General features: G+C 68.0%; 12 protein-coding genes and 2 pseudogenes. 8 read left to right on the top strand and 6 right to left on the bottom strand.

Annotation, left to right across the window (positions count from 1 at the left end):
- The first annotated feature begins 26 nt into the window (after positions 1–26).
- From OG753_RS01190 to OG753_RS01175, 4 genes and pseudogenes are all read left to right on the top strand, one after another.
- Positions 27–1,559, top strand: coding sequence for a hypothetical protein (locus OG753_RS01190; protein WP_405786720.1), 1,533 nt, complete (start codon positions 27–29; stop codon positions 1,557–1,559).
- A 136-nt stretch (positions 1,560–1,695) separates the two neighbouring features.
- Positions 1,696–1,941: an antitoxin MazE7 gene (locus OG753_RS01185; RefSeq protein WP_405786719.1), complete on the top strand. Its 246-nt coding sequence runs from the start codon at positions 1,696–1,698 to the stop codon at positions 1,939–1,941.
- Positions 1,942–1,978: 37 nt separating this feature from the next.
- Positions 1,979–2,755 carry a class I SAM-dependent methyltransferase gene (locus OG753_RS01180; protein ID WP_405786718.1) on the top strand — a complete coding sequence of 259 codons (777 nt, stop codon included), beginning with the start codon at positions 1,979–1,981 and terminating at the stop codon, positions 2,753–2,755.
- A 158-nt stretch (positions 2,756–2,913) separates the two neighbouring features.
- Positions 2,914–3,528 (top strand): annotated as a pseudogene (locus tag OG753_RS01175) (transposase family protein); the annotation flags it as partial.
- 31 nt (positions 3,529–3,559) lie between these two features.
- Here OG753_RS01175 and OG753_RS01170 read toward each other — a convergent pair.
- The 3 genes from OG753_RS01170 to OG753_RS01160 form a co-directional block, all read right to left on the bottom strand.
- Positions 3,560–4,099 carry an SMI1/KNR4 family protein gene (locus OG753_RS01170; protein WP_405792488.1) on the bottom strand — a complete coding sequence of 180 codons (540 nt, stop codon included), beginning with the start codon at positions 4,097–4,099 and terminating at the stop codon, positions 3,560–3,562.
- A gap of 412 nt (positions 4,100–4,511) precedes the next feature.
- The gene (locus OG753_RS01165; protein ID WP_405786716.1) at positions 4,512–5,729 is read right to left on the bottom strand and encodes a 4'-phosphopantetheinyl transferase family protein; all 1,218 of its coding nucleotides are present in this window, start codon (positions 5,727–5,729) and stop codon (positions 4,512–4,514) included.
- Between the two features lie 597 nt (positions 5,730–6,326).
- Positions 6,327–6,587 (bottom strand): DUF6431 domain-containing protein, encoded by a 261-nt coding sequence (locus OG753_RS01160; protein ID WP_405792486.1) that lies wholly within the window; start codon positions 6,585–6,587, stop codon positions 6,327–6,329.
- Between the two features lie 210 nt (positions 6,588–6,797).
- Here OG753_RS01160 and OG753_RS01155 point away from each other — a divergent pair, with 210 nt between their 5' ends.
- Positions 6,798–7,277, top strand: coding sequence for a hypothetical protein (locus tag OG753_RS01155; protein WP_405786715.1), 480 nt, complete (start codon positions 6,798–6,800; stop codon positions 7,275–7,277).
- Between the two features lie 243 nt (positions 7,278–7,520).
- Here the strand turns inward: OG753_RS01155 and OG753_RS01150 are convergent, their stop codons facing one another.
- Positions 7,521–7,955, bottom strand: a complete 435-nt coding sequence (locus OG753_RS01150) for a hypothetical protein (protein WP_405786713.1) — start codon at positions 7,953–7,955, stop codon at positions 7,521–7,523.
- A gap of 791 nt (positions 7,956–8,746) precedes the next feature.
- Positions 8,747–9,196: a spore-associated protein gene (locus OG753_RS01145; protein ID WP_405786712.1), complete on the bottom strand. Its 450-nt coding sequence runs from the start codon at positions 9,194–9,196 to the stop codon at positions 8,747–8,749.
- Between the two features lie 2,202 nt (positions 9,197–11,398).
- Here OG753_RS01145 and OG753_RS01140 point away from each other — a divergent pair.
- Positions 11,399–12,652 (top strand): protein-glutamine gamma-glutamyltransferase, encoded by a 1,254-nt coding sequence (locus tag OG753_RS01140; protein ID WP_405792484.1) that lies wholly within the window; start codon positions 11,399–11,401, stop codon positions 12,650–12,652.
- Positions 12,653–13,083: 431 nt separating this feature from the next.
- On the opposite strand, the pseudogene OG753_RS01135 reads toward OG753_RS01140, so the two are convergent.
- A pseudogene (locus tag OG753_RS01135) lies at positions 13,084–13,413 on the bottom strand (transposase); the annotation flags it as partial.
- Positions 13,414–13,471: 58 nt separating this feature from the next.
- Here OG753_RS01135 and OG753_RS01130 point away from each other — a divergent pair.
- A complete protein-coding gene (locus OG753_RS01130; protein ID WP_405786711.1) occupies positions 13,472–13,744 on the top strand; it encodes a DUF3253 domain-containing protein in 273 nt (90 codons plus the stop codon).
- Positions 13,745–14,512: 768 nt separating this feature from the next.
- Positions 14,513–14,962: a PRC-barrel domain-containing protein gene (locus OG753_RS01125; protein WP_383198549.1), complete on the top strand. Its 450-nt coding sequence runs from the start codon at positions 14,513–14,515 to the stop codon at positions 14,960–14,962.
- Positions 14,963–15,047: the final 85 nt, after the last annotated feature.

Here is a 15,047-nt window from a genome sequence, read left to right as displayed (position 1 = left end):
AGGTGGGCCGAGGGGCGGGGGCGCTGATGGGTCGGGCATTGCGTGTGGGGATAGGCGTGCTGCTGGCCGGATTCGTGCTCTGGTACGGCTCGTACTACACGACGATCGCGGTCTGGGAGCTGCGCAAGCTCTTCGCCTGGTTCGCCCTGCCCCTGCTGGCCGCCGGCGGCACCGCGACGGTGTGGCTGCTGGTCGCATGGCTGCGGCGGCGTGCCGGGCGCGGCGCGGGCGCCGGGGACGGGGCCGTCGTCATCGGGTGCCTGGGCGCCGTCGTCGGACTGGGCCTGACCGTCGGCTGGCTGGTGTACGGCTCGTACCTCCAGGACCGGGCGTACATGGCCACCGCGAAGGTCGTGACCGAGCCCGTACCCGGCCTGACGGCACGGGTGCCGTACGTGGCCGGCAAGGCGCAGGCCGCCCCGCACCTGGGCGATGTCACCGGTGAGATCTCCGACATCACCTACCTGCCCGACTCGGACCGGTTCGCCACCCTGGTGGAGCGGCGCGGCTGGCTGGCCGGGTACGAGGTCGGCCTCGTGCAGGACGTCCCCCTCGGCGGCGAGAGCCGCAGCCAGGAGCGCTGCCCGTTCGACGTGTCCGTGGCGGACGCGCGAATCAGCGGCTGGTTCTCGCACAACCTCGGCAGGAAGATCTCGGCGGAGAAGCGCTGGGTCCGCTTCGAGGCCGACGACGCCTACGCGACCTGCTCGGGCGGCACACCGGTCGTGGTCGTCCCGCTCAAGCGGCAGACCGGGCTCCTCGTCGTGACCGAGCGCCCCGCCGGGGTCGCGCTCTACAACGGCCGGACCGGAAAGCTCACCGTCACCACCGACACCTCCGCCGTCCCCGGTCCCTCGTACCCCATCAGCCTCGCGGCCCGTCAGCGGGAGGGAACGGCTGCGGTGGGCAGCTTCAGCGACTGGTGGTTCGAACGCAGCGGCTGGGACGCCTCCGAGGACGGCGCCAACGAGGGCAACGAGTCCGAGTTCACCCTCCGGTACCGCGAGGCGGCCGGGCGCAGTGCGTACGTCACTCCGCTCACGCCGCAGGGGGAGGCCAGCTCGGTGGTGGCCGTATCGACGGTGCCCACCCGCCACGAGGGCGGCGGGCTCGCGCCGATGACCGTCCACCGCCTCGATCCGGCGTGGTCGTCCCCGAAGGCGTTGGTCGCCCTGATCAAGGCCGAGTACCGGGACGTCTGCTGCTACAACGACGACCAGGTCTTCGAGGTCGTACCCACCGGGGGCGGCACGTGGACGGCGACCGTCGGCAGCGAGCAGAACGTCCGCTACCGGGTGGAGGGGAAGGGCCAGGTGGGCGGCCGTGAGGCGACCTGCCTGAAGGCGGCCGACGGAGCGCTCATCCGGTGCGCGTACGCGGCTCCGGGCTCGCCCGAGGAACAGGAGCTCAAACGCCGGGAGCAGCAGAAGCAGCAACAGGAGGAGGGAGCGAAGAGCCCGGGCGGTACCGGCGATCTGACGGGGTACACGAACGAGCAACTGGCGGAACTCCAGCGCCGGATGACCGAGGAGATCGGCCGCCGCCTGAAGACCGGATGAGCCGTGAGCCGGGTGCCCTGTGCCGCGGGCGCTGGCCGCGACATCCGGAGACGAGGACTACCCCGGACCGGACGGAGGCACGGGAAACGAACCGGGAAGGTATTCGCAAAGGTATGCGCGGATGCATACTCGGGGTATGGCAGATACAACCGTGAAGGTCGACTCCGAGACGCGGGACCGTTTCGCTGCTGTTGCCGCTGCTCGTGGCAAGAGCGTGCGCGCCTATCTGGCGGAGCTGGCCATCGAGGAGGAGAACCAGCTCGCCCTGGGTCGGGCGACCGCCGTGTTCCGCGAAACAGTGGGCCGGCCGGGCATCTCGGCCGCGTTCGACGGTGAGTTCGGCGGGCTGCGCGCGTCCCCGGGAGCGAACGGCGCGGCCTGACCTTCCGCTCCCCGTGGCGCCTGTTTACCTTTGTGGCATGGGGATGCAGCGGATGGACGGCAGTGCGGGGGACGCAGACTACGGAACGATCGGCGTCGGCTACAGCGCCTACCGGCAGCCCGATCCGCGCATCGCGGCGATCATCCACCGGGCGATCGGCGACGCCCGGACCGTGGTCAACATCGGTGCCGGGGCGGGCTCGTACGAGTCGGCGGCATGGGAGATCACCCCGGTCGAACCCTCCCGGTCCATGCGGGCACAGCGGCCGGCGCACCTCGCACCGGCCGTCGATGCGACTGCTGAGCACCTGCCTTTCGCCGACGATGCCTTCGATGCGGCCATGACCGTTTTCAGCGTGCACCAGTGGAGCGATCTGGGCGCGGGGCTGCGGGAGATGCGGCGCGTGGCCCGCGGCCCGGTGGTCGTAGTGACCTGCGACCCGGATCTGGTGCGTGACTTCTGGCTCTACGCGTATGCGCCGCTCGTCCTCGACACCGAGGCCCGGCGCTACCCTGCTCTGGCCGACATCAGGGAAGCGCTCGGCGGCCGCACCACCGTCGAGCGGGTCCCGATCCCCGCCGACTGCACGGACGGCTTCAACGAGGCCTACTACGCCCGCCCGGAGCGTCTCCTGGATCCGGGAGCCCGCCAGGCGTGCTCGGCCTGGAGCTTCGTCGGACCGGCCGTGCAGGAGCAGTACGTCGACCGACTCCGCCAGGACCTGCAGGCCGGAGTCTGGGACGAACGCCACGGATCCCTGCGCCGACAGCCCAGCCTGATCGGCTCCCTCGTCCTCGTCCGCGCCGTGCCCTGATCCGAGCCCCTTCCCCGACCGCGGTGCTGCCGAAGAGGCGGTCCCGCAACTCACGGGGCTCCCGCTCCGTTGAAAGAGGTGCTCGACGTCTCAACTCATCAGCTCAGGAGCCTCGTTGGTTCCCCGTCCTGCCGTATGCCCTGGTCGAGTGGGTATCCATGCTCATCGTCACCCGTGAGGGTGACCGACGCTGTAAGCTCCCGCCCCACCAGCGCGCTCTCGTGGGCCCGGTCTACCTTCGCCGGCACGACACGCTCGCGCAGATCGCCGCCGGCTTCGGCATATCCGTCGGAACCGCCCACGCCTACGTCACGGCCGTCGTCGATCACCTGTCCCACCGGGCACCCGGCCTGCTGCGGGTCCTGCGCGAGACGGATCCCCATCACGTCCTGCTCGACGGGACGCTCGCCGGGTGCGACCGGGTCGGCGACAGCCGGGCCGGCTTCTCCCAGAAGCACCGCCGTCACGGCGTGAACGTGCAGGTCGTGGCCGATCCCACCGGCAAGCTGCTGTGGATCTCACCCGCGCTGCCCAGCGGCACCCACGACCTGACCGCGGCCCGCACCCACCGCATCATCCGGATCTGCGAACACCAGGGCGCACCCGTGCTCGCCGACCGCGCCTACAGACGGCTTCCCGGCCAGGACCTCACCACAACCCAACAGACAATCAACCGAGCCCTGTCAGCGGCACGAGCACCGGTCGAACGAAGCATCGCGCGACTCAAGTCCTGGCAGATCCTCCGCCGGGCCCGCTGCAGCCCCGACCGGATTGGCAATGGCCGTCATCCAGTTGGGAACTGTCTCACGACCAGACAAGTCGACCTTCGGTGCACCGACAGACCGGGGAGCTTCCCTCGGCGATCCTCGTCAGCGTCTCCGCCACGGAGTCGAAATACTGGGCCATCGATTCGTACTCGCCCGTAACCGTGGGGCCACCCACGAACCAGCTGCCGACGCGCCCGTCCCGCGCATCGATGAACTTTCCCATCCAGCCGTCCCGGTCCGACAGGAACGGGATCCACTCGTTACGCCAGAACGGGTGGTCCGGCTGGTCCGGAGGGTCGAATCCACAGGACGTGGAGCGGTTCGCGTAGAGCTTCTCCATCGCCCGGATGCCCAGAAAGAAGCTTCCCTCGTCGGGGAACCCGTCAAAGCCGCAGCATGCCACTTCGTCGTCGACGTCTTCCTTCGGCAGATCCAGATTGTTCTGCAACAGCCACGTCCGCAGGTCCCCATGCAGGGAGATCCCCATCCGTTCCTCGGCTGCCGCGAGCATCTGCTCCGTAGCGGGCCCTGGCAGATCTGCGTGATCGGCCGACGCGTGCTCCCGAAGAAGACTCATCACACGCGACCAACTCTCAGCCACACTCATCGCCCTCTGTCCTCTGTCCTCTCTACAGGGATGTCTCCGTCCGACTACGCCACTGCGGAGGTGGGGAAGTATCGGCCGGACAACCTTGCAGGATGGTACTTCGAGCGTGTGTTCCATCCCTCCCCGCGATCATCTTCCGCCCCGAAGCGCAGGGTCGGCCCCTCAGCGGGTGACCGCCCGCAACTTTTCACAGACAACCCACTGTGCCCGGCGAGCCCAGCCGACGAGCTTCCAGGACTCAAGCGCGGGCCAGCGTCACCCTGGAGTGGCGAAGCTCAAAACGCTCACTGGTTCATCAACCGGCTCTCGAAGGTGTCTGCACGGTGCCGGATACACGCCGGCGAGCCGTCGGGGGAGAGACCGTGTGCGGGAATGCGTGTGCTTACAGGGCGGGGGCGTGGATGGGTGGTTGGGTTTGGGCGAGGGCGGCGGTGTAGCCGTGGGGGGTGGGGAGGTCGGTGAGGGTCCAGCCGGGGGTGGGTGGTGGGGTGGGGTGGGTGCTGACGTAGGGGTGGGTGAGGCCTTGGGAGAGTCCGGTGCCGGTGGCTTTGAGGCAGGCTTCTTTGCGGGCCCAGAGGCGGGCGAGTGCGGGGGGTTGTTGGTCGGGTGTGAGGTTGTTGAGTTCGGTGGTTTCGGTGGGGTGGAGGGTGTTGATGATGTCGTTGACGGTTTGGGGGGTGGGGGTTTGTTCGATGTCGATGCCGACGGGGGTGGCGGCGAGGGCGATGTAGGCGAGGTTGCCGCTGTGGGAGAGGGAGAAGTGGAGGTTGGGGTGGGTGAGGGCGGGTCGGCCGTGGGGGCCGCCGCAGGTGGGGCAGGGTTCGCGGGTGAGGGTGATGTGTTGGGGGGTTGGTTGAGGTATTTGCCGAGGAGGATGCGGAGGGCGAGGTGGGAGGTGGTGTAGCGGTGGCGGTCGTCGGGTTGTAGGAAGCGGGCGGCTTTGGTGCGTTCTTCGGTGTCCAGGATGGTGTGTGCGTCGTGGATGTGGTGGCCGCCGATGGTGTGGGCGGTGGTGTCGAGGGACCAGACGATGGCTTGTGTGCCGGTGGGTGCGGGTCCGGTGTGGGGTGTTTCGGGTCCGAGTTGGTTGATGTGGGTGATCATCCGACCGAGGGTAGACCAGGCGGTCGGGTGGAGGGGTGGGTGTGTCCGTGCCGGTGTCCGGTGGCTGCCCGCCGTGGCGTGAGCCGTTCGGGGTTCGCTGATGGCCGCTGGGCGGTGGCCGGTTACCTGGTTTTCCGGGTTGCTGTGTCGTGATGTTTTCACGTCGTGCGGGCCCGAGTTCGACTGGTTCTGCACGTTCTTGAGTTCCCAGGTCCTGTGGCTTCTGGATTTCTGCGTGGACGGTTCTCGGGGGCTTCTTGCGCCCCTCTGCTCCCCGGCCTCTGACCAGGTTTGCCTTGCCCTGAAGCCCTGAAGCCCTGAAGCCCTGAAGCCCTGAAGCCCTGAAGCCCGGGGCCCGGGCCTCGAAGTCCCGGGCCCCGGGACCGTGGCAGCCCTGGCGCGCCCGGCTGCCCGGTAGTCCGTATCCCTTCAGCGCTGTATCCCTGCGGCCCCCGCGCCCGCCCCCCCGTTGTTGAGCGACGCTGAAGATGAGCATGAGGGCGACGTGCTGGTTGTCGATGGGCGGGATATGTCCACGGCTCGTTGCCGTGGGTGGCCTCGAACCGGCCGAACACCCTCTTCTCGCCGCTGGCGCCGGTCAGGCTGCCGGCGTCAGCGAAGTGCCGCTGCAGTGTTCGGTCGGTCGGTGACCAACTTTGTGTGGTCCGCAGGATCCGCCGGATCCGCCGGATCTGCCCTGGCGTTCGGGCGGGGTTCTCCCTTCTTAAGCGCGGCCGCCAGGTCCAGAACCTCGACCGGGGTGCGTGGGGGTGACCTGCCGCTGGGCCGGCACCGGCGCGGGAGACCCGCCGGCGCGGTAGTGGCGGGCCCAGCAGTCGCGTGTGCCCGCGGGCGACCCGCTCCTGTGTCGGCCGAAGGGGTCGGTGTGCTCTTTCGCGGCCAGTTCGCGGGCGAGCTTCCCGCGCTGCCGTGTCGTGAGCTTCGTGTCGATCAGGTCCTGGATCAGGCCGTAGCGGAACAGGCTCACCTGCCGGGCCCGTTCCGCCCGGGGACGGTCCTCGTCCTCACTCGGTGACATAGGCAACCCACCCTGTGTCTCGAACGGAGTCCGCCGCTTCGATGGCAGACACGGTCAAGACTTCCGGCACCCGCCGATCCCGCCCAGGGGCCGGGCCCCGATCACCACGGCCGCATCCGCCCGCCGCGGCCAGAGAACCTCCGCCAGCAGCACGTGCGTGACCTTGCAGCCCGAGCAACGTGTACGGCGTGGCCGTAGAAACAGCCGGGCTCCCAGATCACCCCGGATCGACCGCGGTCGGCCATGACCCCACGGCGCCAGAACCACCTCACACGCCGGACAAGTCAGTCGGCCCTGCCGAAGCTGACGCTCCACCAACAGCCCGTCCGAGTCGACAACCAGCACCGACACCTCCACCTGACCTCCAACGATCAGCCGGAACCTCTCCAAACGGACCACCGATCGTGCTCGACTTGCCCGATCGCCTGTCTGCCCTGTTTGGTCTGGTGTGCTCCCACGGACCAGGTCGAGACCTCATCCCCTTCGTCTGGATGGTGAGAGCTCGGACAATGGAAGAGCTGGAAGTTGCAACTTTCCGAGATCAAGCAGGTTGCTGAGCCAATGAAAGAAACGCCGTCCACCATGCAGATGGTCACCTTTGCGGCCTGGCGGGACGATGCCCTTCACTCGGGCCGCCCGGCCGATCGCCGCTACGTCACTCTGGCCGAGCTTCTGGTCCGACTGGGGAGTTACGGACTCGGGCTGACATGGAAGGCTCAGATGTGCGACGAGCAGCCACACCCGGCGTTCGCACGGATGACGAAGGCTTCAGCAGGCACCGGAATCCCCACCCTTGAGTTGCTGGCCATGGACGCGCCCTACCTGCAGGCGGTCGACGGCGACTTCGAGGGCTATGCGGGCAACGAACTCGTACTGACCCTAAGGGAGTTCGACAGTTCCAGTTGGGATGTCCGCACAGCCGACGCGTGGGTGCTGAGTGAGATCCAACGCCGTTACCCCGACGCCAGGCCAATGACCTCAGACGAATGGGACTCCACGAACTGATTCTCCGAGGAGGGAGCCACGTAGCCACCGGTTGTGCACGAGCTCTTCGTGCACACAGTGTCGTCGCACACGAAGCAGCCATCAGAACTCAGACAAGGACACGGCCTGTGCCCAACAGGAGTGTCGCAGTCCCCCGCTTGATCGCCACGCCGAGTGTCGTCCAACAGCCCGGGCGGCACAGCGCCGCCAAGCTACGGTGTCTGAGGCCGCCCTGCATCGGGCTCGAGAGCGAAGCCCAGCGAGCTATTCCCGGACGTCGGCAGCCGTGCGGTGAAGAACGTGCTTGTCCAGGACGATGGTGTTGCTGCTTCGGGCGGCGCCAACGAGGTCCGAGAGGTTGCCGTCGAGGTAAATGGCCCTTCCCTCCATGCGGTAAGTGCCCGTGTTGACGCCGATCTTGAACACGGGGCAATCGTCCAGGTTGCAGATCACGTTGTTGATCTGTTCGAAACGGCCGTCCGCGGTGAAGGTCAGCTTCTGGATGTAGAGGGTGATTCCCGGGCGGTCCCTGTCGACGGACTCGGTCCACTGCCCTATCAGCCGGGCCTGGTGCGCGGCCGGGGCGTCCGCCCCCGCCACCTGGGCGGCGGCAGAGCCACTGGTGGCCGTCATGGCGGCCAGGAGCAACAGTGCGGTGCCCAATGCTGACTGCATCGTCGTCTTCATCTGCGCGCTCATCCTTTGTTCGTCGGTCCCTGGTTTGTAGAAGACGCAGCAGGGTCGGCTTGCGTGACTGGGGGTGACAGCCCCTCGCTTCGGCGCATGCTGCTGGACAGCCTCCGTGGTGGATGCTGTCGGCGTTGGCGGGCCCGACCGTATCCGTTCAGACGCCGACCGCGTTCCCCCTCGACAGGGACCGCGTCTCGTTTCGCTTGCTTCGCGGACGCAGTGAACACTCCACACCAACCAAAGGGGACGGAGGTACCGGGCCACTTCCGCTATCCGGCACGGGGCACACCGGCGGACACTGATTGGCCGAGAGTCACCAGGCTCATCACATCGGCAGTCACCGCGCCGACGCTCGCCGCGTTCCGGTGTGTCGAGGGCCCCCGGCCGCTGGCCCTGCGGCACTTCCTCGGGTGACCGGCGGCAGCCCCATGGGGCAGCGCAGCAGCCTGACCAGCACTGATGACAAACGCCGCCAGCTCCGCCGACACCGGCCCAGGCCGCCGAGCATGCGTCCACGTTTGGGAATGATCCGCAGGTCAGCGCGCGGGTTCCGTCGTGGCCATCTGCTCGTCGTGCTCACGCAGCATCCGCATGACGGTCGTGGGCGAGGGGTGCTGTCCCTCCTTCCATGACGGCCGCGCACCCGAGGAAGGGGGCGGACGCGCCTCGCCCCGGCAGAACTCGGCGAGTCTGCCGGGGCGAGCCGGACCACGGCGGTTCCCGTGCGGTCGTCGGGTCGCAGGTCCTGCCCCCGACGACCGCACGACGGCACAGGACGTCGCGGTCAGGAGGAGATCGGGTCAGCGGACCTCGGTGACCCGGTGCTCCTTGCGCGCGCCACAGTTGGAGTTGTAGACCTGCACGTGCACGTTGCTGATGCCCCCGCCCCAGTCGACGCAGTGGCCCTTGCCGTACACGTACGCCGGGCCCGCGTACGACGTGTACCGGCCGAAGTCCTCGCCCCGCTCCCAGGTGTCGGGAACTTCGATCCAGAGGGCCATGTCCATGGCCGCACCCGGGTTGTTGCGGATGGTCGCGACGCAGTTCTTGCCGTTCGAGGCGTTGTACGTCAGGTAGACGGTGCCCAGCGAGCCGATGGCGGCCGAGTTCACGGTCTTGTAGGCGCTTCCGCAGACCTTCTGCGGCGTGGTGTTGGGCGCGGCGGTGGCGGGCGCCGCCAGCGCGGTCGTGGCCCCCAGGGCCAGGGCGGCGAATGCGGTGGTGGTAAGGACGGAACGGGTGAATTTCATGTTTCCCCCTGGTCGTCATCGGAGTTGGTCGCTCCTGCATTGAAGGACATGAAGGACGGCGGAACGGTTGCGCATCGTCCGCAAAGGATGTGACCGCGCCGCTGCCGTACCACCCCGCCCGCCGGCCGACGGACGGCCCCGGGCGGGCGTCGAGGAGTGGGGGTGGTCGGGTCCACGCGTACGCGAACACCTCGTAGACGCTTTGCCCGGCACCTGACGTACGGGCGGTACGGGTGGCCCGCCGACGGGGATGACATCTCCCGCGACCCGGTGCTCGCGGAGATGGTCGCGGGCGACCGCAGGTACCCCTGACCGGGCCGCTGACGAAGGCCGCCGGCCGGGCCTGTGTCAGGCGGCGTGTCTACTGGAGCGGCCGGGAATCGGGGAGGAAGCAGAGTTCCCGGGCAGTGTCCAGGTCTTGTAGGCCTGCGTGCGGCTCACACACGTCGCCTTGCAATCCCTTTCAGTGATCACTTTGCGTGTGGCCTCATAAGACGGCGCCTCCCTGACGATGCGTGCGGTCTTCTCGATCCGCGGCAGGTAGATGTCCCACCACTTCGGCCCTGTCCGGCGCCGGAGCTCCTTGAGCAAGGCCAACCGCGGGCTGGGCAGGTCGCCGACCTTGCGTACTGCCTGCGGGCTCCAGCCCGGGGCCACGCACTCACAGCCCTCTTCCGTCTGCCGGGCAGGGCCGAAGGGCATGTGCCCCCTGCCCGGAGTCGTCCTTGAGCGCGGCGTTCGGGAGCAGGCCCAGCGTGGTGGTCCCGACGCAACGCGAGGCCGGCGTTGCGAATCGCATCCGTAGCGGAGTCTCTGTCGAGGGCGGCGAGGATCACACCGACGGCCGCCGCGAGGAGATCCGCCAAGGACCCGAGCCTTCGGGTCCGGCATCGAGGTCCAGTTCGCGACAACCCCCGTCGGGTGGTCAGGACTCACGCAACTGAGACAGCGTCACCCCGCATGCGATAAAGCCCGAGAATAGCGATCCCATGCAAACCTCTCACCCCCGAGCCAGTGACCCCACCTGCTCAGAACAGCCTGTTAACAGCAACACCGCTCCAAGGCCCGCTGTGTCTCACCCCACTGCCGCAGAAGCAAGAGATCGCAACCAGCCGTTTTACAGAAGGCGAGGGCGAATGACAGCCCTGGGCGGTGCAGTGCAACGACCGAAGGCCCACAGCGGAAAATGGCGAGGATATTGCGGTCCTTCAGGTAGGCGTTCGTCCGGTTGAGACCCGGAGCGTGTGGATCGGAGTCTCCGCACGAGGATCGCCGCCGCCGCTGCGCGAAACGCTTCGGCCCGGCCGACAGCGCCGTCGTGCGCCACTCCTCAGGACTCCCGAGGTCGCCGGTACCGGTCTCACCGCGGGCCGTACGCCAGGGGCAGGGAGGACGCTGCCACTACGTGCCCCGATGCCGCACTCGCCTTCCTTGATGACCGAATACCACCCTAAAAGACAGCTTGGCCGATTTTGTAGCCGCGGTGTTGTAGGGGGGGTTGGCACCGGGTCATGATCACTTCTCGTACAACCTGACTACCCACCCGGGAGGCGAGATGTGATAGCAAACCCCATTTCACGGGATGGAGCTGGAAGGCCTGTGGGCTGCCTGCCGGTACCTGTAACCCCGGCGCAACAGTGCAGGGTTCTGGTTCCTGAGCAACGGACGTTTCTGAGACTCACCTGTAAAGTCGCGCGGAGGAATTCCGGGGGATTCCGGGGGATTTTCGTCTCGGCCCCCGCGCAGGCGGTTCTCAACTTCTCCCGCGCTACAACATTTGCGCAGGCACGGCCGTTCACGCCGAGCGGATCCGCCTGGCGGCACGGCTTCAATGGTGCCGCCCCGCCCGCCGGGCTCCGCTACCGCGCCGACGCAGACCACGGGGTCCGACACGCGGCGTCATCACCTGGCCTGATGCAGCCGACCAACCCGAATGTGGGGCGGAGTCGGCTCTGACCGCGGCAGTCCCGGGTCGGCCGTACGAGGCATGGCTGTCCGCCCGTCAACTGCCGACGGCCGCACGGCCTGGCTGTCTCGCGTCCGCTGCCTCTCTTGTGCCGGTGTTCTGCCGCTCTTCGGCGCCACGACGCAGGAGTGCGCGGCCTTGGCCTGATCAGCAGCTCGCCGCGTTCCCTCCGCCGTGTCGCTCTCTCGCACGCCCTGCATCACGAGATTCCGTTATCAAAGGAGTTCTTGATCTTCATGTACAAACGCTCGGGGTTTCTCGCCCTCACCACGGTGGGCGTAGTGCTGTGCACCGCTGCTCTCACGCCTTCGGTCAGCCAGGCAGCTGGCAGTGCCGACGGCGAGAAGGGGTCCTACGCCGAAAAGCACGGCCTGACAGTGGATGACATCGGGCACATCAACGCACTGAACGAGAAGGCTCTGAATCTGGGTCAGCCCGGCAGGCCGGCGGGAGGGTTACTGCCGAGTGCCACCGAGTCCCTCAGGGCCTCAGCATCGGCCGGCGACAGGGTGACCCCTCCAGCCGAGCCGCTCGACAGCATGCCCGACGCGTACCGGGCCCACGGAGACAGGGCAGCTACCGGCATCAGCAACTACATACGCAAGTGGCAGCAGGCGTACAGCCACCGCGACGGCAAACCTCAGCAGATGACCGAAGCGCAGCGAGAACAGCTGTCCTACGGGTGCGTCGGCGTCACGTGGGTCAATTCAGGCCCCTACCCGACGAACAAGCTGGCCTTCGCGTCCTTTGACGAGAACAAGTACAAGGACACTCTGGAGACCACGGGTCCACGGCCGGGCGAGACACGGGCCGAGTTCGAGGGGCGCATCGCCAAGCAGAGCTTCGATGAGGCAAAAGGGTTCAACCGGGCTCGTGATGTGGCATCCGTCATGAACAAGGCCCTGGAGAACGCCCACAACGAGGGGGCCTATCTCAGCAACCTCAAGGCAGAGCTCACGAAAAGCAACGACGCTCTGTCCAAAGAAGACAGCCGTTCGAACTTCTACTCAGCCCTGAGGAACACACCGGCCTTCAAGGACCGAAACGGGGGCAACTACGACCCGTCCAAAATGAAGGCGGTCATCTACTCGAAGCACTTCTGGAGCGGACAGGACCCCAGGAACCCCTCCGACAAGAGGAAGTACGGCGACCCGGACGCCTTCCGCCCCGACCAGAGCACCGGCCTGGTCGACATGTCGAAGGACAGGAACACCTCGCGCAGCCCCGCCAAGCCCGGCGAGAGCTACGTCAACTTCGACTACGGCTGGTTCGGGGACCAGAAAGAAGCAAACCCCGACAACACCATATGGACCCACGCCAACCACTACCACTCGCCCGGCGGCGCCATGGGGCCCATGCAGGTGTACGAGAGCAAGTTCCGCAACTGGTCCAGCGGCTACACCGACTTCGACCGCGGAACCTACATCGTCACCTTCATACCCAAGGACTGGAACACCGCCCCCGCCAAGGTGAAGCAGGGCTGGCCGTAACACCCCGCCCCTCACCACGAACACGCCCTCCGCGTGACTGATCCCCGCCCCATCACACGCCACATGCCACATGCGGAGCGGGGAAACCCTTCGATCACCCACACCCCCGGTTCGCGGCCCGATGACCACCCCCGTACCGGTGGGGTGCTGCCGATCATCCCAGGGCTCCGCTATGAGCGCTGAACACTAGGACAGGCAGTCCTCCGCGTCGTCGACCAGGAGCAGGTGGAGCCCGTCGAGGAGCCGGACCGGCGTATCCCGCCTCCCCTGTTGCCAGCCACTGACGACAGGGGAGGCGGCGGGAACCTCCGGGAACCAGGGGAGACGGCCATACGGCGGTCAGCAGTCATCGCCGGCATCGACGACGAGAACGCCCGCGATGGGGATGGGCAACAGCCCTCTGCACGCCGCCGCACGTCACCCCGGTCGGTGGTCCGCTCGATCACCCAACGGTGCCGACCTGGCCGTTGCGATGACGCGACGCCTTTGCGGGCGATGCGGACACCGATCCGTTTGCCGCGTGGCCGTTTTCGCAGGTGGGGATGGCGTAGGCCTTGTCTGCGCGGACGCGTTGGGGTTGCAGTGGCGGCCCGCGGTGAGGGTCGTGTCTCGTTGAGTGACCCATGACCGTGGGCTTCAGGGCGAGGCCGTCGGGGGCTTGGCGGCGGTGAGGCCGACGAGGAGGGGCAGGCCGTTCGCGTCCGACATGGCGTGCATCTTGGAGCCCGGCTGTCTCGGCCCACGGGGCTCGGACCTGTGCGTGAGCGGCGCCTCGGCCGCCGTCATGATTCCCGTGATCGCCGGGGCGATACTGGTGGAGTGACCGACACCGATCGGCAGATGGATCAGCGCCTGGAGCGAGCCATCCTGGAGCTGCTGGAGCGTAGGGGCCCGACCGCGACGATCTGTCCTTCCGACGCCGCCCGGGCTGTGTACCGAGGGGACGACGACGGCTGGCGCGCGTACATGGAACCGGCCCGTAGAGCGGCCCGGAGGCTGGTCATGGCTGGCGAAGTGGAGATCACTCAGGCCGGTCACCCCGTCGAGCCTGCTACGGCCCGCGGTCCGATTCGTATCCGCCGTACCCGCTGAAAACCATGGGGGCGAGCACGGCCCGATCTGGGCCGGATACAGGCCCGGGGTCGGCAGCGCCCCGATCCTGGCACATGCCCCGTGCCCCTTCCTGCCAGTCCAATATCCCAGGTGGGCGATGTGGCTGTAGCCCCGCCGCCGCGTTCGACACGGACGCCGGGGCAGCCGCACTCAAGGATGAACCGGCTTTCGAGGAGATCGTCTTCTACGGCTTGGCCGAGCTCGCCGCCTGGGACTACCCGCCCGCAGGCCGCGACGACCTACGGGTCCAGCGGCGAGGTGGGCGCGTACGGTTTTGCCGCCTTCGGGCCTGGGACGACGGTGGGGCGGGCGAGTCGTTGACCATGTGCCAGCCGAATCCGCCGGTGCCGCCGGCGAGGTCGAGGGTGCGCGCGCGGCGCGGGGGCTGAGATCGTGGACGGTGCGGGGTGGGCGCGGAGGCCGGCAGGTGTTGATCGTCGACAGCGACGTCCTGCTGGGGGACGGCAGCTGGGGCAAGGGCCGGCTGCGGTCGAGGCCGAGCGGAGGCACAGACGGACCGCAGTCTCTGCCATGGGGCGTCGACGAGCGTCTGTTCATCAGGCGAACGGCTGCCGACGGCTCCGAGGAGGCGGAGGATCCGACCGGATCGAGTACGTCAACGGGCCTTCCCGGTGGGCGGCGGGCGTCGGGTGCCGGCCTCGACTGACGGCGGCGCGGCGATTCCCCTCGGCTTGCGCGGGTAGCCGACACACGACAGCGAGCGCGGCAGTGAGGCAAGGAGCACCAGTGATCACTCAAGACCAACTCGAGGCCATTGCCGGATGTGCGGCGTACACGGACCAGGGGCAGCGCTTGGGCCAGGTGGAGTACGTCCTGGTGGACGACACCACCGGCAGGCCCGAATGGGTACGGATCACCGACCGGTCTTCGGGGTTGGGCGGTGTGTTCGTTCCATTGCGCCAGGCGGAGCTGCGGGACGGGCGCCTGGTGGCCCCGTATCCGGTGGCGCTGATCGAGCAGGCTCCGTGCGCGGCGCTGGACTGCGGGAACGTGCTCTCAGTGGCGGAGGAGCAGCAGCTGTACGGGCACTACGGCGTGCGGGATGCACGCGATGAAGTGAATGCGGAGGGCGGCGCGGGGTGGGGGGCGATGGACCGGGCGCAGGCCATTCGCGAGGGCACGGCAGGCCAAGAGCACGCTGTCTCCCGCCTGCGACCGGTGCAGCCGGGGCGGTGAGTCGGGTGCACCGGGGGACCGGGCCGTTGGGGGCGGGGCCGGCCCCACGGGCCCGGCCGCTGGGAAGCTGCCGAACAGCCCGGCC

It is taken from the genome of Streptomyces sp. NBC_00029, from assembly GCF_045160505.1.
Lineage (GTDB): Bacteria > Actinomycetota > Actinomycetes > Streptomycetales > Streptomycetaceae > Streptomyces.
Note: the sequence above shows the minus strand (reverse complement) of the source record. Positions and strands in the feature narration are given on the sequence as shown.